This is a genomic window from Rhodococcus sp. 077-4 (assembly GCF_047782425.1).
In the GTDB taxonomy this organism is placed as follows: Bacteria; Actinomycetota; Actinomycetes; order Mycobacteriales; family Mycobacteriaceae; genus Rhodococcoides.
The window spans coordinates 218,685-236,395 of the sequence record NZ_JAJPWC010000004.1 but is presented as its reverse complement, the minus strand read 5'-3'; the positions used below and the strand labels follow the sequence as shown (position 1 = coordinate 236,395).

The 17,711-nt window shown below is 64.5% G+C and carries 12 protein-coding genes; 2 read left to right on the top strand and 10 right to left on the bottom strand.

Features of this window, described 5'->3' with window-relative positions:
- Positions 1 to 22: 22 nt before the first annotated feature.
- The 9 genes from ACNEOT_RS21495 to ACNEOT_RS21455 form a co-directional block, all read right to left on the bottom strand.
- Positions 23 to 1,108: a glycosyltransferase family 4 protein gene (locus ACNEOT_RS21495; protein ID WP_415976638.1), complete on the bottom strand. Its 1,086-nt coding sequence runs from the start codon at positions 1,106 to 1,108 to the stop codon at positions 23 to 25.
- 51 nt (positions 1,109 to 1,159) lie between these two features.
- Positions 1,160 to 2,431, bottom strand: a complete 1,272-nt coding sequence (locus ACNEOT_RS21490; RefSeq protein WP_415976637.1) for a hypothetical protein — start codon at positions 2,429 to 2,431, stop codon at positions 1,160 to 1,162.
- Positions 2,418 to 3,527 carry a glycosyltransferase gene (locus ACNEOT_RS21485; protein ID WP_415976636.1) on the bottom strand — a complete coding sequence of 370 codons (1,110 nt, stop codon included), beginning with the start codon at positions 3,525 to 3,527 and terminating at the stop codon, positions 2,418 to 2,420. Before ACNEOT_RS21485 ends, ACNEOT_RS21490 begins: the two co-directional genes overlap by 14 nt.
- Positions 3,517 to 4,782 carry a hypothetical protein gene (locus ACNEOT_RS21480; protein ID WP_415976635.1) on the bottom strand — a complete coding sequence of 422 codons (1,266 nt, stop codon included), beginning with the start codon at positions 4,780 to 4,782 and terminating at the stop codon, positions 3,517 to 3,519. The genes ACNEOT_RS21485 and ACNEOT_RS21480 overlap by 11 nt, the downstream gene beginning before the upstream one ends.
- A gap of 243 nt (positions 4,783 to 5,025) precedes the next feature.
- Positions 5,026 to 6,552: a flippase gene (locus ACNEOT_RS21475; protein ID WP_415976634.1), complete on the bottom strand. Its 1,527-nt coding sequence runs from the start codon at positions 6,550 to 6,552 to the stop codon at positions 5,026 to 5,028.
- Positions 6,552 to 7,604 (bottom strand): glycosyltransferase family 4 protein, encoded by a 1,053-nt coding sequence (locus tag ACNEOT_RS21470; protein ID WP_415976633.1) that lies wholly within the window; start codon positions 7,602 to 7,604, stop codon positions 6,552 to 6,554. Before ACNEOT_RS21470 ends, ACNEOT_RS21475 begins: the two co-directional genes overlap by 1 nt.
- Complete coding sequence (locus tag ACNEOT_RS21465; protein WP_415976632.1) at positions 7,514 to 8,887, bottom strand: O-antigen ligase family protein; 1,374 nt, start codon at positions 8,885 to 8,887, stop codon at positions 7,514 to 7,516. The genes ACNEOT_RS21470 and ACNEOT_RS21465 overlap by 91 nt, the downstream gene beginning before the upstream one ends.
- 49 nt (positions 8,888 to 8,936) lie before the next feature.
- Positions 8,937 to 10,418: a sugar transferase gene (locus ACNEOT_RS21460; protein WP_415976631.1), complete on the bottom strand. Its 1,482-nt coding sequence runs from the start codon at positions 10,416 to 10,418 to the stop codon at positions 8,937 to 8,939.
- A 152-nt stretch (positions 10,419 to 10,570) separates the two neighbouring features.
- Positions 10,571 to 11,278, bottom strand: coding sequence for a GAF domain-containing protein (locus ACNEOT_RS21455; RefSeq protein WP_415976630.1), 708 nt, complete (start codon positions 11,276 to 11,278; stop codon positions 10,571 to 10,573).
- Positions 11,279 to 11,406: 128 nt separating this feature from the next.
- Here ACNEOT_RS21455 and ACNEOT_RS21450 point away from each other — a divergent pair, with 128 nt between their 5' ends.
- Complete coding sequence (locus ACNEOT_RS21450) at positions 11,407 to 12,525, top strand: endo-1,4-beta-xylanase (protein ID WP_415976629.1); 1,119 nt, start codon at positions 11,407 to 11,409, stop codon at positions 12,523 to 12,525.
- A 43-nt stretch (positions 12,526 to 12,568) separates the two neighbouring features.
- A complete protein-coding gene (locus ACNEOT_RS21445; protein ID WP_415976628.1) occupies positions 12,569 to 13,489 on the top strand; it encodes an alpha/beta hydrolase in 921 nt (306 codons plus the stop codon).
- On the opposite strand, the gene ACNEOT_RS21440 is transcribed toward ACNEOT_RS21445, so the two are convergent.
- Entirely contained in the window at positions 13,483 to 17,634 is a 4,152-nt protein-coding gene (locus tag ACNEOT_RS21440) for a molybdopterin-dependent oxidoreductase (RefSeq protein WP_415976627.1), read from the bottom strand. The two genes, ACNEOT_RS21445 and ACNEOT_RS21440, sit on opposite strands and share 7 nt — an antisense overlap.
- Positions 17,635 to 17,711: the final 77 nt, after the last annotated feature.

Genomic DNA, 17,711 nt, shown 5'->3' with positions numbered 1-17,711 from the left:
CGCCGGCCGGCCGGTCGTCCGGTCAGGCGATCAATCGGTGCAGTAGCGCGGGAAGGGTCTCACCGATGTCGTGGCGGCTGGCGACTCGGTATCGGGCGGTCTCCCCAAGAGTGCGTCGTCCTCGAGCGTCGCCGAGGACTGTCGAGATTGCATCGGCCAAAGCGGTGGCATTGCCGGGCTCGACCAGAATTCCGGCACCGTCGGACAGGAATTCTCGGGTTCCTCCATGGTCGGTCCCGATCACCGGCAGTCCGTGCGACATGGCCTCGAGGACGGACAGGGGACCGGCTTCGGGCGAGACACTCGCCGAGACGAATACGTCCCACCTCCGCAGAGCCGACTCCGCGTCCGTGTGACCGAGAAACTCGACGCGGCCGAGGAGGTCGGGTCGGCCGGCCCGTTCGCGGAGTTCCGCGACGTACTCGCTGTCTCCGGGAAAGCTACCGCCTGCCAACTCGACTCGGATGTCGGGGAGCGCGGCGATCGCGTCGAGCAGAACTCTGTGGCCCTTCCATGGGGTGAGCAGGGCCAACATACCCACGACCGGCGGGCTGTGAAGCTCGCCGCCGAATCGCGGAACCGGCCAGGGGACACCGTTGTGCGACACCACGACGGGAAGGCCCGCCGCGCGCAGGGGTTCTGCGGTGGCCTCCGAGACCGAGACGGCGACGCGGACGGCGGGTCGAGCGAATCGAACCACGAGACGCTGCTTGAGGGACGTCATCGTGTCGTGGACGAGCCACGAAGCACCTCGGGTGGGGCGGGCGAATCGCGCCATCGGTAGTGCGAACAGCGAATTCACGACGGTCGCGGTGCCCGGCGCGCGGGCCACCGTGCGTATGGCGCGGGCACCGGTGACCCACCTACCGAGCATGCGTACCGCCGCGATGACGCGTGCGGCTCCCCGTTCGCCACCCAGGCCCAACTCGTCGATGCGGATGTGGCGCGTCGTACGGGGCAGGCGGTCCGCCAAAGGGCCGGCCGGGCAGGCGATCACGGTGTCGTGGCCGCTGCGCTCGGCCTCGTCGATCAAATCCAGCAGCACCTTTTCGGCACCGGAGACCTGACCGGTGTGGGCGAGAAACAGCACTGTCGATTCGTCTGTCATGGGCTGGCCCGTCTATGCGGCGAGGATGGTGGGAGCAAGTGGTCTTCGGCGTCAGAGTCGGTAGTGATCGCGCAGCAGGGCGACGGGGTCTTCGCACAGTCGCCGCAGAGCTGCGTCGATGACGTCCACCTCGATCATCTTGCTGCAGAACGACGCCGTGTAGGTGCGCCCACCAGCAATCTCGGCGATGAGCATCGTGCACCCGTCCGCACCGTCGGGCTCGAGCGATGCGGCCATCCGTGGCGGTCGCCCGTCGTCGGCCCAGTCGAAGTGGTCGAACACACGCACCCGGCCGAGGTCGCTGACGGCCAGCCGCAGTTTCTCGGAAACCTCGACGACCGAACGGTCGTCTCGCGAGGGAGCGGAAGGCCGGATTCGCGACGCCACATCGCGTAGATGGGACATACCCAGGACTGCGATGGGCCAGCCGGATTCGATCACCTCCCGCATCTCCGTCGCTATCTCGACGGGTGTCGTGTCGCGCGGGATGTGCAGCGGGATTCCGACGGCGAAGTTTCCGTGCGAACCCTGTTGCGCCGCATCGAGATAACGTCTGCTGTTGAACAACACCATGATGTGTTCGTCGACGTCGACATTCTCGGCACGCAATGCCGCCTGCCACAACGCGATGGAGACAGACGCCGCAGTCGCCTGGGAAGCGTTCTCGGCGGTCCAGCGTTTGAGTTCGTCGGCGTGCGACCGGTCCATGAATCCGACTCTGCTGACTTTGGCGTCTTCCCAGTTCTCGATGCGGCGAAGGGCACCGGCACCGGCATCGGACTGCGCGCCATGACGAGTCCGCAGTGTCCGGAAGTTGCCGAGAGCCCGCGGATTCCGAGAATAGTGACGCCACAGTGCTTTCCACGTAGCGCTCGGTGCCAACCCGGCAGCGAGACCGGGAACGAGGGTACCGTCGGCGTCGTCGGAGAAGGCGGCCAACATCATCACGCCGATCTGACCGTCGCCGATTCCGTGCGAGTAGTCGATCGCCAGGTGGTCGTCGAACACGATCACCTCGAGCGGTGCCCGTTCGCCTTCTCGATTTCGAATGTCGGTGAGCGTGCGGCCGAGATCGTCGATAGCGTCCGTGCTCGAGAAGACGTTGTCGCCCGCGATGTCACTGCGGTAGCGCCACACTCGATCGTCCGAGCGCGGTTCGAGTGCTACGTGAGGGGCTCGGCCGACATGCTCGGCGGCGGTGAGCGTTCGACGGGTTCGTTCGACATCCAAGCCACGAACGGGCCCCACAGCGGTGACTATTCGAGTGTCCGCGAATATGCGGTCCAGTGCAGTGGATCGATACGTGCGATCAGAGGACGGCATCGACGACCTCCTGCATACGATCGCGGAAGTTCGCTCGCGAGAAGCCCTCCGCCCACTGGCGAATGGCGGCACGGTCGTAATCGGCGGGGTCGAACGATCGCATGGCCTCGGCGAACCCGGCAACGACGGCCTCGTCGGAACCCGGTGCCACGTGGACTCCGGTCTTGCCCGGTACCACGGAGTCCATTGCGCCACCGTCGCCCAGTGCGATCACCGGCGTTCCGGTAGCCATGGACTCGACGGGAACGATCCCGAAATCCTCCACACCCGGCATGAGCAGGGCACGGGTCGTTCGATGAAGTTCGAGTAGCTTCTCGTGCGAAACCCGGCCCAGGAAAGTGGTTTTGGGACCTGCCAGTTCGCGGCAGGCATTCATTGCGCGTCCGTCCCCCGCCACCACGAGAGGAACGTCTGCTTCGGCGGCGGCGCGCACAGCGATGTCGGGGCGCTTGTAGGGGACCAGACGGCCCGCGAGCAGGAAGAAGTTCTCTCGCTCCGTCGACGGATCCGGCGTGAAACCCTCCGTATCCACAGGGGGGTGGACAACGAGTGCGTCGCCGCGGCCCCACCAGTCCTCGATCCGACGCGCGACTGCCGTCGAATTGGCTACCACTGTCGTCAGTTTCGGAGCCGCCGCAATTTCACACCGGCGGGCGACGGCCGACAATGCCGTCAAGATCGCGGCTCCGGCTCTACCGCCACCTTCGCCCGCACGAAGTGCCGGGTCCCAGGCCCACCGTGCAGGACTGTGTACGTACGCGATCACCGGCGAGTCCGTGGCGAACACGGCCTGCGTCGCAAACGCGTGATGGCTGACCACCACCGCACCGAATCCGTTCAGCGGCATCCGTCGAAATGCCAGCGGCATCATCGGGAGTACGGGCGCGTAGGACCGTTGCCCCAACGCGTTGTACACCCCATTCAGGCTCGACGTGTGCACCTCTCGGCTGATGCCGGCCGGAATGCCCGACTGCCTGGCTATCGGCGCGAACACCTCGGCAGCGGGCCAGTGCAGCGCAAGTTGTTCGATGACATGCTCGGATCCGGCGATCTCGGTGAATCGTTCGTGTACGACGGCAATTCTGTCAGCTGGCATGGGATTGGCCTTCCGGCGCGATCGTCTGCGAGGTCTCATCGACCCGTCGCGCAGTGTTCTTGTTCTGCAGGACCAAGTGGACGGGTATGTCGAAGTCTTCGAGCCGTCGGAGCGCGGTGGTAGCGGCTTTCTTGTCGCGTCCACCTCGGGACACCACCACCACGACGCTCTCGACGTCGCCCACATCCGTCAGCTGCCACCACTGTTCGGTCAACCCGAACTCCACCGTTGCTCCGCGATGTCCGGTTGTCGAATCCTGTCCGCGAGTCGGCTCGAACACCGCACCCTCCCCGACGAGAGCCACGATCACGCTGTCGCCCTTGGGCGCAGCGTGTCGAGCACCCATCGCTGCAGGTCGATCGCCGCGCTCGAGTGCGGCGATTCGCGAAGCGACGGCAGGCGGCACAGTGTCCCCGGCAGCCGGGTCGAAATGCGCACCGAATCTGCGCGAGACCCGACGAGCCCATGAGCGAGAGGGCTTGCGGCCGAGCCGCCCTCGGAGCAACACGATGAGTTCGGCCGCGATGATGAGCACCGCGAGTGCTGCGACGAGCGCTTCCGAGACCGGCTTGGGTGAAACCGGAGTCGTGCTCTGCTCGGGGTTCGACAACACGACCAATCGATCTCCGCCCGCGGCCGCCTGCAGCTCGCTCTGGCGAGTGCGTAGATCTGCGAGTTCGGACAGCGATGCAGGCCTACTCGGATCGTCGGCGGGGAGTGCGTCGACTCGGGCCTGCTGCGCGTCGAGGGTTGCCTGCCCCTCGTCCGTGCGCTCCTGAGAGTCCCGAATGGCGTTGGCAGTGGCCGTACTTGCCATGGTCGAGACCATCGTGCGAGCCAGGTCCGCGGCGAGTTCGGGCGATCGCGTCGTCACCGTGACGGTCAGCAGTGCAGGGGAGGTGCCGGGAGAAAGCTCGACACTCGAGGCCAGTTCTGCTGCGTCGAGATCGGAATCGACCTGCCCGAGCACCTGATCGAGTACGCCACGGTCTTTGGCCAACTCGATGAACGGGGCCCGCATCTGCTCGATGAACGCGTCGCCGGGGACAAGAGTCTGGGCCGGCTTGATCTCTGCGACGACGGAGGCGGCGTACTGCTCGTCGGTGAGTTCACTCCTGAGGTAGAACACGCCGGCCCCGACCAGTGCAGCGATGATCACAGCGGGCAGCAGGGCGCGGCCGAGCTCCCGCATGTGTCCCGCAAGGTCGATCGGCGGAGGTACGTCGCCCCGGTGGACGGCATCGTGGACGGACATCAACTGCGTTCCCTTCCGTAGTCGATGCGAGCGGATACACCGATTCGCTGTGTCTTCGAGCCGACGGGCTCGATGATAGCCGGGCCCCGCCACGGTCCCGGTAGCCGTGCCGCCTGCGAATGAATGTGCATACCAACAAGATTGACAAAACAGTCGACGTGGTGGATTGTGGCGGCGAAACCGAACCGATTCTCCGCAGCACGACCGCCGTAGCGGGCACGGTGTCCGTTGTGCGCCCTGGTGTCACTGGGAGTTGTCACGATGCTTTCCTTTCTCCGCTGATCTCGGAAGCGGAGACTCGACGAGTCCGATTGCGACCGAGACGAACACCACGGCCGCGACGAGGAGAGCCGCCGCAACGGAGACGAGAAGCCACAGGCCCGGATAGTGCTGCACCGAGAACCACCCTCCGACGGTGATTGCGGCAGTGACCGCCGAGACGACCGAAATGGACCCAACCGGAAGCAGATTGGATATGGGCATGCTCCGTGCGATCACGATCCACAGCAGCACGAGGGTCGTCCCGATGGTCACGACGGTGGAGATCGCCGCTCCGTCGTACGACATTCGTGGGATGAGCACGAGATTGAGCCCGATGTTCAGAGCCAGACCGACCAGCGCAACCAGCGGATAGTGACGCTGCATCCCGGCCGACGCGAGCAGAAAAATGCCCAGCATCACCAGGGACATCAGTGCCGCGCCTGTCACCAGCAAGCGAGCGGCATGAGCACCGTCGACGAACCTCTCGCCGTACAGGAGGCGAATCAGCGGCTCGGCGGACGGTACGAACGCAGCGACCGAGACGGCACCGAACACGCTGAACAGCAATGCAGCCGAACGCGTCCGCGCTCGGAAGGCAGCGGTGTCGTGTGGCCACGATGCGACGAGCAGGGTGCTGATCGGTGCCACCGCGGCCAGGACGAACGTGTCGATCATGTCGGAGAACTTGTAGCCGATCGAGTACAGACCCACGGCCTCGAAGGTGTCGAGCAAGCTGAGCATCAGCATGTCGATCTTGAGCATGGCGATGGTGAGTGCGAACCCGATGGCGAGGGGAACGGCCTCACGTAGGTAAGGGCCCCAGCGTCGCACTTCGATGTGCTTCGACGGCCGCAGCCCCATGGAGCGGTTGCCTATACCGAAACCCTTGGTGGCCAACTTGAACACTTCGTTGACGACTGCGGGGAGAACGAAGATCAGCAGGGTGGGGGCCAGCACGGCCGCCAACACGGTCAGGGCCAATTGAATTGCCTGGCCTGCGCTTTCGGCAACGGCCACCAGGACCAGACGGTGTCGGCTCTGGAAGAGCACGCTCAGTGCGTGGCCAGGCGTGGCGAACACGACGACCAATCCGCCGAGCGCTGTCGCGAGTACCACCTCGCTCGGATACTGCAGCAGGAGAACGTAAGTGACGGCCAGGACGTAACCCACGAGACCCAGGACGGTACGCAGGGCGAGGAACGACGATGCCGTCCGCCCGATTTCCTCTGCATCGTCGTCCATCAACTTCGCCAGTACGACGCGCCCGACCCCCAGATCGGTCACGACAGACATCAAGCCGAGCAGAGCGAAGACGAAGCTGAACTGACCCCAGTCGTCCGGACCGAGGGATCTCGCGACGACGACGCTGCCCGCCCATCCCAATGCCGCGATGATGACCCGGCTGATCAAGACGGCGATCGTCGCTTTGGCCGCGGCCTTCGGGTCGGCTGCGATCGCGCGATAGTCGGGGGGCTGCTCGGTGCCGTCGAGTGCAGGGTCCTCGGCCATCAGAGAACGCCTGCAGCGCGATACGCGTCGGCGGTCGCCTCGGCCGTACGACGCCAAGTGATCTCGAGGGAGGCATCGGCCGCGGCACCGACCAGAGCCGAGCGGACGTCCGCGTCGAAGACGATGGGCCGCATTGCTCGTACCCAATCGTCGATGTTCTCCGACTCTACGAGAACGGCACCGTCACCCACGACGTCGGGGAGCGCGCCGACCGCACTGGCGACGACTGCACCGCCGGAGGCCATGGCCTCGACGGGCGGAAGACCGTAGCCCTCGTACCGAGAGGCGTACGCGGTGACTGTCGCAGCGGAATAGAGAGCAGGTAAATCCTCGACATCGACGTATCCGAGGCCTCGTGAATTGGCCGGCGCGTTCGGTCCGGTCGAACCTGCCCCGGCCAACAGGCACGGGATCCCGAGATTCTCCGCTGCGTCGGCCACCAGTTGAACGTTCTTGCGAGGCTCGACGGTTCCGACCTGCATCACGAATCGATCCGGTAGGTCGTACTTCGCTCGAACCGCGTCGACGTGGCTGTCGGTGGGTACGGCGGCCCACGCTGCCGGTGCCAATCCGACCACGGTCGCCTCCCGGCCGCTCACTGCCTTTATTCGATCGGCGGTGAATCGTGAGACCGCGATGAGCAGATCCGCGCGGCGGAGAGTGTGTCGCACCAGTCGCTGCTCACCCAAGGCTCGAAAGCGGCTCGACGCGGACGGCATGTCGATGACGGACAGGTCGTGCACAGTCGCGACAGTGAATGCTTTGGTGAACAACGGAAGATCGACATCGAGGCCGTGTACGACGTCGCATGCCCCGACGGGAAGCGCACCGAGCAATGCCCGAGCCGCTCCACTGGTGACAGGCCGCTCGATTGCACGAACCGAGTGGGGGAGTTCGCTCACGGCGTCGCGTTGCACCGCTGCCGCGAGATCGGCCTCGGGCAGGCAGTGCGGCAGTTCGTTCAGGAGCTCGCGAATGTACGTCTGTACGCCGCTGCCTCCCGGCCGGAGGGCGAGCGCCCCGAAAACGATTCGTGTTGCGCTGCTGCGCATCCCACCACTCCTAACAAGAGCCAGAAATAAACGTCTATCGGAAATATCTCGAAGTACGTAGAGACGAGGCTGGCGAACATGGCCGCGACGACCGAGGCACCGACACCGAGTGCGAGGGCTCCGTCGTCGCCCGGCAGTGCTCTCGACAAACGCGTGCACCACAGCAACGCGGTGACGAGCAATGCGACCACCGCCCACAAACCGATCGGTCCGAGTTCCAGCAGAGCTTTGACGTAGTAGTTGTCGGGTTGGTAGTTGGTCGAGAGACCGGATTTTTGGAACGACGTGCCCTCGGCGGTCGAAATGCGGTCTGCCGCCGAACCGCTCGATCCGAGTCCCGTTCCGAGCGGATGAATCAGGATGCTCGCGAGGATGTCGGCCCACCCGTCGCCGCGTTGACCGAGGCTGTTGGAGGAGAAGAACACCGAGGTGATCTTGGGAACGAACGGAATCGTGACGGCCACGGCGGCGGCCGCCACGGCGAGGGGCGCTGCGAGGTAGCGAAAGCGCACGGCTATCAGATAGATGGCCCCGACGGCCAGCCCGAGTATTGCTCCTCGCACGATCGAGCTGGACATGGCGACCACCATCATCGGAGTCGCGCAGAGGAACAGCATGTTTCGACGACGGCGTGGATCGGCAAGCGCAACGGACCCACCCACGAGCAAGGCAAGCATGACGTACAGCCCGAACGGGAACGGCAGATTGAACGTGCTGAACGTGCGGAGCAGGCCACCCGATGTTCGGACCTGCGTGCCGTACTCGTAGCCGATCGACACCAACGCGGCCGGCCCGGCCACGAGCTGTGCGACGCCCACCGCCGACGTGAACACGCCCATGCCCATGAGAATCGAGACGAGGTGGTCGCGGTCCCTGGCATCGAACGGAGCGAGCCACATGACGGCCACCAGCAGAATGTAGAAGTAGGTCACCTTGATGCCGAACAGGCCGACAACGCCGAACGTCGCGAACGCAGACACGGCACCGAACGCGACGAAGAGGGCGGCTGCCGGCCACCAGGGCATGTGGACAGGAGGAGGCGAGCCGTGAATGTGTCGTGGTCGTCGCAACCACGCGCACAGCATCGTGAAGACCACCAGGCCTTCTTTCCAACCGGACACCACCCCGGGGAGGGGCACCAGAACCAGGAGTCCGTGCAGTGGCACCGCTGCCGCCAGCAGTAGCACTCCGCGCTGCGGCCGGCGGTAGATCGCTGCCGCTACCGCGCAACCGAGGGCGAGGACCATCGCGGCACCGAAAGCGATGGCGACATAGGTGATCACGGGATGGTCCAGGTGTGCTGCCCGTGCTCGTGTTCGGCGCCGGGCACGATCAGTCCTCGGCGCGTTTCAGGACTGCCAGAACTGTGAGGAACAGAATTTTGACATCGAGCCAGACGGACCAGTTCTCGATGTAGTAGTTGTCCCACTCGGCGCGGTCCGCGATGGAGGTCTGGCCACGGAGGCCGTGCACCTGGGCCCACCCGGTGACTCCGGCCTTGACGCGGTGGCGTTCTCCGTAACGACGAATCTGCATCTCGAACAGGTCGACGTACTCGGGCCGTTCGGGTCGAGGGCCGACCAAACTCATGTCGCCGCGAATGACGTTGAGCAACTGTGGCAGTTCGTCCATCGAGGTCTGCCGCATGATCTTGCCGATACGGGTGCGCCGATCGACGCCCTCGACACCACCGGGCGCGTCCCCGGCGTTTCTCTCGAACTCGGCATCGGACGCGCGTGGTGGCCGCATGGAGCGAAACTTCAAGCAGTCGAACGGCAATCCGTCGCGGCCGATGCGCTCCTGCTTGAAGAAAATCGGGCCGGGCGAACTCAGCCGAACGAGCAGCATCAGCAACAAGAACAGGGGAGAGAGCAGTAGCAGACCGATGGCGGTCAGTACTCGATCGATGATCCCTTTGAGGGCGAACTGCCATCCCTTGGGATTCACGTGCGGAAGCACCATCAGCGGCAGGCCACCGATGTGCTCGATGCGACTGTTCGCACCGATTGCGTCGTACAGTCGCGGTACCACCCAGACTCGAATGCCGAGTCGATGCGCAATTCTGATGGCTGCCAAAAGCTCTCGGTCTTCGGAAGGCGCAAATGCGACGATCAACTCTTCGGCGCGGGTGCGTCGCGCAACCGTCTCGAAATGGTTGGGGGTCCCGAGGTGCGCAAGCCCGGCGGGCTCGGTGTCCTCGGGGTCGAGCGAGGCAACCGGCGGATCACCGATGTAACCGATCGGAGCAAGCCCGTATTCGGGGAACTGGCGCATCCTCGAGACGAGCTGATGCGCGATGGGGTCGTTGCCCAGGACGATTGTCGGTGCGGCAGATCCGTATTTGGCTCGTACGATGCGTTGCACCACGACCCGAACGAGGCGTGCGACCGCGACGGTAACGGCGCTCAGCAACCACACTCGTAGCACGACGGCACTGGGTCGATAGTCCGTGTCGGCCAGGAACATCGCGGCCATCAGTGTCAACGCTGCGAACGCGACGGCCGTTTCGGCAGGACCGACCTCGTCGAGAAAATTGCGGCGAAGGCCGCGGCGGTACATCGACTTGCCTGCGAGGATGCCGATCACGAGTGGCAGGAACAGCCATGGAAGCCAACCGGTCTCGGTGAGACTGCCCGAGTACCACAGCAAGGCCCCGACGATCGAGACGACGGCGGCAAGAACGTCCACAGCGACGGTGATCGCGGTGTGCCAGGGATCTACTCGGAGGTGATCCACGAGTACGCGCGGGGCAAGGGGCGTCTCGGCGTCGGCAGCCCGCGGGCGAGCGTGTGGTGATTCCAGTGTGTTGGGCACAGCTACTTCCGGTGACTAGTTCGGATGGGTTGGTCCCGAATATCCCGATCAATGTATACCGGCCGGATGGCGGACATTCGGCCGAGTTCGCGAAAAAGACCTCGAGTCGGTTGCGTGTCCAGAATACGAATGGTCGACAGGAAAAGCGCCTTTTATTCGAAAACCCGCTCATGAATTATCCACGCCAAATCCTGCAGAATTTGTACGTGGCCGGTCGTCCATTGTCGAGGTCGACGATCCCACACGCACAGTGTGCCCACCGAGTGACCGTCGTTGTCGGTGAGTGGAACTCCGAGGTAGGAGACCAGCAGGTTGCCCTGCACGGCCGGGTGGTCCTTGAGCATGTCGTTGAGACGGGCGTCCTCGACCACCAGCGGCTGGCCGAGGTCGATCGCATAGCGGCAGAAGGTGCCTTCGATCGGAACTTCCTGCGCACCACCCATTTCCGGCGGCAGTCCGAGGGCACTCTTGAAGAATTGACGTCGGTCGTCGAGCACCGAGAATGCAGCCGACGGGGCGCTCAGGGCGTCGGCGACCATGGCCACCACCCGGTCGTATCCCGCATCGGATCCGGTGTCCATCAACCCGGTTCGAGCAACTGCGGCCAGGCGCTCGGGATCGTCGATCGGGGTACCGAACACTCGTGTCACCTCGCTCGGATCGACACCCTTACCGGATGCGACCTGCAGTGCTCGGAGCAAAGCGCCCACGTCGGACTCTTCGTCCTCGGACAGCTCTTGCACGAGACGATCGACCACGATCCGGCGAATGTATTCCTCGGGAGAAAGGCCGGACTTCTTCGCCTGCTGAGCGAGCAACTCGTTCAAACGGTCGTCGAAACCGGGAAATCCTGTCGTCATTGCGCATATGGTAGTACAGCCAAAAGAGACGCACCGATGCAAACCGCTGAATTCTCCCCGCTACTCGCACAAAGCATGCAACAACACTTTGCCGAATGAATCGCGTCGTTGCTTGCTAGCATCTGCAAATGAGAACGAATGCACCTCGGCGAGTGATCGCGGTTTTGACCGCTTCGTTGTTGCCGTTGGTGGCTGCGCCCGTGGTCGCAGCGGAGACCGTCGCCCGCACGCAGACGCCGCCGGCGAGTTCGGCGTCGTGTGGTCGGCAGTCCGAGTCGATGCGGATCGGTGTTTCCCCCGGCGCATCGATAGGGGGACTCTCGCCTGCCGATCTGGACCGGGAGCTCACACTCGCGAAGGACGCCGGCTCTTTCTCTGTTCGACTCGACATCGACTGGTCCGCAATCGAACCGACACGTGGTTCCTTCGACTGGAGCCGAACCGACCGGGTGATCGATGCCGTGGTCGCTCACGGGATGTGCCCCCTCGGAATAATTGCCTACACGCCGAGGTGGGCCCGGGTGGCAAGCGCTGTGAACGATTCGCACTCTCGTCCCGCCAATCCCGCCAATTTTGCGGCATTCGCCAAGACCGTGGTGCAGCGGTATCAGAACCGGATCAAGATCTGGGAGGTGTGGAACGAACCGAACATCGTCACGTTCTTCAAGCCTGCTCCGGATGTGACGGCGTACTCTGCGCTGCTCAAAGCGACCTACAACGCAATCAAGCAGGTGCAACCCGGTGCCACCGTGCTCTCCGGCGGTATGGCACCCGCCGAGGACACGAACGGCAACATCTCGGGCACGACGTTCCTGTCTCGGATGTACTCGCAGGGGTCCAACAAGTACTTCGACGCCTTCAACGTGCATCCGTACACGTGGCCGTATCTCCCCAACGACCCCAGCACGGCGTCGTGGAACTCCGCCATGAAGATGTGGCCGATGCGGGACACCATGGTCGCCGGTGGTGACAGCGCGAAGCAGATCTGGATCACGGAGTTCGGAGCTCCCACCGGGACGGCCCCGAACAGCGTCAGTGAACAGGTGCAGTCGGACAGCATCGGGATCGTGCTCGACGCAGTCCTCGGAAATGCCTGGCTCGGGCCCGCTTTCGTCTACAGCCTTCGCGACGCGGGCACCGACACGTCCGACACCGAACAGAACTTCGGGATGCTGCACCGGGACTGGACTCCGAAGCCGGCGTACGGCCGCGTCGATGCCTACGCCGCGGAGCACTCGGGTCCGTAATGGAACGATTCCGCTGCGGGTGCAGGTGGGCTATGGTCTGCACATGAATTCGCAGCCGGGGGGCGCGGTCCCTGATCGCATCGATGTCACGTTCGATTCTCGGGGGGACGCCTGCGCGGCGTGGCTCTATCTGCCGATCGGGAGCCGGCCCGCTCCGGTGATCGTGATGGCCCATGGCCTCGGCGGAACTCGGGAGATGCGGCTCGACGCCTACGCGGAGCGCTTCCGTGCCGCTGGGTATGCCTGCCTGGTGTTCGACTATCGGTACTTCGGCGCCAGTGCCGGCGTGCCGCGGCAGCTGCTCGATATCGAATCGCAGCTGCAGGACTGGGCGTCGGCCATCGCGTACGCCCGCTCGCGGCAGGACGTCGACAACTCTCGAATCGTGTTGTGGGGCTCGTCGTTCGGCGGGGGTCACGTCATCGTTGCAGCGGCCAGAGACCAGCACGTCGCGGCCGTGGTGTCGCAGTGCCCGTTCACCGACGGAATTGCATCGGGACTCGCGTCGAGTACCTGGACGTCCCTGAAGCTGTCCGGGCGTGCCCTGGGCGATCTGGCGGGATCGGTGATCGGGCGACCTCCACTCATGGTGAACACGGCCGGGCGACCTGGGACGACCGCATTGATGACTTCACCCGACAGCTACGACGGCTACCTGGCCCTCGCGCCGGAGGCCGACGAGTCGTTTCACAACCGGGTCGCGGCCAGAGTGGCGCTGCAGATCGTGCGCCATCGGCCGGGACGTCGGGCAAAGGACATCCGGTGCCCCATCCTGTTCGTCGTCTGCGAGACCGATTCGGTGGCTCCGGCGAAAGCCACTCTGCGCTACGCGCGGACCGCACCGCACGGAGAGATCAAGACCTACGACGCCGGTCATTTCGAGATCTACCTCGGCGAGGCGTTCGAGCGAGTCGTGGAGGATCAGCTCGAATTCCTGACCCGCACGGTTCCACCCGTTCAGTAGACGTCGCGTACGTAACGCTTCTCTGCCGCAAGAGCTTTGACGTAGGCCTCGGCACTGCTCGGAGCGAGCTTGCCATGTTGGGCGACTACGCCCTTCAGTGCGGCATCGACGTCCTTGGCCATTCTGGACGCGTCGCCGCAGACGTAGAAGTGAGCGCCGCGGTGAATCCAGTTCCACAGCTCCGCCCCGTGTTCGCGCATTCGATCCTGGACGTAGACCTTGTCCTTCTGATCGCGCGAGAAGGCGACGTCCAGGCGGTTCAGTGAACCGTCGCCGAGCATTGCCGTCAGCTCGTCGCGGTAGTAGAAATCGGTGTCCTCGTGTTGTTCGCCGAAGAACAACCAGTTGGGACCGGTGTGCCCGAGTGCTCGCCGCTCGTGCAGGAAGGCACGGAACGGGGCGATACCGGTACCCGGACCGACCATGATCATCGGAGTGGTGGGATCCTCCGGCGGTTTGAAGTGCGCGGACCTCTGCACGAAGATCCCCACATCGTGATTGGATGCATGGTCCGCGAGATAAGTCGAGCACACCCCTCGTCGGGCAACTCCGTGCACGTTGTAGCGCACGGCGGACACAGTCACCTGCACCTCGTTGGGGTTCTCCTTCGGGCTCGACGAAATGGAGTACAGGCGCGGCTGCAAGGGCTTGAGTACCGCCAACCAGTCGTCGATCGACGCCCGAACCGGATGAGCGGCAAGCACATCGATGGCCTGCCGTCCCCACATCCAGTCGGACAGCGCATGTTTGTTGTCGGGATGCAGCATCGACTCCAGGTCGTCGTCCGCAGTTCGGCGGTGCACGAACTTCAACAGATCCGGAGTCGCACGGGCGATCTCGAGGTGCCGGCCCAGAGCCGTGCGCAACGACATCGATCCGTGCTCGGCCAGTTCTACGTCGGCGTCGCCGTTCAGCCCCGTGGCATGCAACCAATCGTCGACGTACTCACCGCTGTTGCGTGGCCAGACGCCGAGCGCGTCGCCGGCCTCGTACTCGAGGGTTCCGTCGGGTACGTGGAATCCGAGTTGGCGAACATCTTTCATCGATCCGCGCGCAGTCAGCACTCGATTACGCACGAGGGTCGTCACCAGCGGCGACTTCTTGCCGAAGCGCGCCGGTGTCGTGTCGCTGGAGGGTATCGGAACCGCGCGTTCCGTCGACTCCGAACGCGCCTGCGCGATGGGTTCGGAGGTGTCGGTGTTCTCGCTCCTGAGTCGGTCGACCACCGAATCGAGCCACGCTGCGGCCTCGTTCTCGTAGTCCGGTTCGCAGTCGACCCGATCGACCAATCGAGTGGCACCCATTTCGGTGAGGCGCTCGTCGATCCTGCGCCCGTGCCCGCAGAAGTCCGCGTAGCTCGAATCACCGAAAGCCAGTACTGCATAACGGATTCCGGGAAGTTCGGGTGCGGAATCGGTGATCAGACTCTCCCAGAAGGTCGCGCCGTTGTCCGGTGCCTCGCCGTCGCCGGTGGTACTGCTGACGATCAGCACATCGGCCTCGGCCGGCAGGCGGTCGACCGTGAAGGAGTCCATCGAGTGTTCCGTGATCGTCAGGCCGGCTCCCCGTAGATGGGTGAGGCAGGACTGGGCGTACTCCTCGGCCGTTCCGGTTTGCGAGGCCCACAGCAGTAGCACCGGCGTGCGCGACGGATCGACGGAATCGGCTGAACGTGCCGTCGCGGCGGTGTCGGCTTCCGGCCTGCGCGAGAACAGGCCTGCGAGAACGCCGTCGAGCCACGCGTGCGTCTCGGCCGACAGGGGAGTCTGCGACGGCAGAGCAGGAATGCCTGTGGCGGCACGACCCGCCGCACTACCCAGACCGTCGAGCAGCCCTGCTATGTAGCGCTGTTCGACAGTACTGAAGGGTTCGGCCGGCCGGGCGGGGCGGCCCACTATCGCGGCCAGCGCGTCGACCGGATCGTGAGTACTACCGTCGTCCACAGGTGACGGCCTCTGGGCCGCAGCAACTTTCGTGAGCGTGACGGCGCACGCCTTGAACTCGGGTTGTTGCGAATACGGATCGATTGCGTCGTTGGTCACGGCATTGATAGCCAGGAATTCTCCGAACTCGTCGTTCCAGTGGAACGGCGTGAAGCAGTTACCCGGGCGCACGCGATCGGTGAGCACAGCAGGGAGCACGGCACGACCTCGGCGAGACGCGACCTCGACGGTGTCGCCGTCGCCCAGACCGAGCCGATCGGCGTCGATCGGGTGCACCTCGACGAACGGGCCGGAGTCGAGCTTGTTGAGCTTTGCGACCTTGCCGGTCTTGGTCATGGTGTGCCACTGGTGGGGCAGGCGGCCGGTATTGAGCAGAAACGGGTAGTCGTCGTCCGGCATCTCGGCAGGAGCCATGCTCGGCCTGGCGAAGAACTGGGCCCGACCGGTCGGGGTGGGGAAGGAGAGTGCGGGAATCGAACCGTCCTCGGACACTCGTTGCCGCTGGCTGACCCCGTCGTTGAGGTAGCGGATCGGGTGGCGGGTGGTGGTCGCGTCGGGTGGGCACGGCCACTGGATGGGGTTCTCTCGCAGGCGATCGTAGGTCACTCCGCGGATGTCGTAGCCGGTGTTCGGGTTCCAGAACTCCTTGATCTCCTCGAACACTTCTTCGGCACCGGTATAGGTGAAGGCGTCCGAATAGCCCAGTGCGCAGGCCATCTCGGCGATGATCTTCCAGTCCGGCAACGCCCCGCCCGGTGCCTCGAGCGCGGGCTGGAACAGAGTGAGGTTGCGCTCGGAATTGACCATCACTCCGTGCGCCTCCGTCCAAAATGCCGCGGGCAGCATGACGTCGGCGTAGCCGTTGGTTTCGGTGTCTGCGAACGCGTCCTGCGTGATGACCAACTCGGCGCGCTCGAGCCCGTCGATCACCGTCGTCCGGTTGGCAACCGAGGCAACCGGATTGGTGCAGATGATCCAGCAGGCCTTGATCTCACCCGCGGCGAGCTTGGCGAACATTTCGATGGTCCCTCCGCCGACATCGCTGCGCAGCGTGCCGCGGGGAATACCCCATCGATCCTCGACGAACTCGCGATCGGCCTCGTTGACCACCGACCGCTGTCCCGGCAGTCCGGGGCCCATGTAGCCCATTTCCCGTCCGCCCATGGCGTTGGGCTGGCCGGTCAGGGAGAAGGGGCCGCTTCCGGTCGAGCAGATGGCACCCGTCGCCAGATGCAGGTTGCACAGCGCGTTGGTGTTCCAGGTGCCGTGTGTCGACTGGTTGAGCCCCATGGTCCAGCAGCTCATCCAGTTGTCTGCGGTCCCGATCATCTCGGCCGCAGCGCGCAGATCCTTCTCGTCGATACCCGTTGCAGCACAGACTTTTTCGGGCGTGTAGTCGCCGAGGAACTCCGGCATCGCGTCCCACCCGTCGGTGAACTCTGCGATGAACTCCTGGTCGGTGTTGCCGTCCTCGACGATCAGTGCGAGCAACCCGTTGAGCAGGGCCAGATCCGATCCCGGCTCGAGTTGCAGATGCAAGTGGGCCTTGTCTGCGGTGGCGGTGCGACGCGGGTCGACCACGATCAGCTTTGCGCCTGCCTTGACGCGGTCCATCATCCGCAGGAATAGAATTGGGTGGCAGTCGGCCATGTTGGAGCCGATGACGAAGAATACGTCGGCGTGGTCGAAGTCCTCGTACGACCCGGGCGGGCCGTCGGCTCCGAGTGATTGCTTGTACCCGGTTCCCGCGCTGGCCATGCACAGCCGGGAGTTGGATTCGATCTGGTTGGTGCCGATGAACCCCTTGGCCAATTTGTTCGACAGGTACTGGGCTTCGATCGACATCTGCCCCGACACGTACAGCGCCACTGCATCGGGGCCGTGTTCGTCGATGATGGTTTGCAGTCGCCGGGCGGTGTCGTTGATGGCCACCGAGGTGTCCGTGCTCTCCGGTCGATCGCCGCGGTTGCGCCGAATCTGCGCTTTGTCGAGGCGACCTGGCCCGGCCAGCATGTCCGCAGTGGTCGTTCCCTTGGTGCACAAACGGCCGAAGTTGGCCGGATGAGACTTGTCGCCGACGGACTTGGTGACGACGGGCCTGGCCGATGTCGAATCCGAGGACGTGGGCAGGCCGCCGACCTCGAGCACCATGCCGCATCCCACGCCGCAGTACGCGCAGAGTGTCTTCACAGTGGTGACCATGGGTGCCACAGTGCCCGGTCCAGGGTGCGCGGCCATTACACGTCAGTTAGCCGGATATGACGTTGTCCTCACCGTGC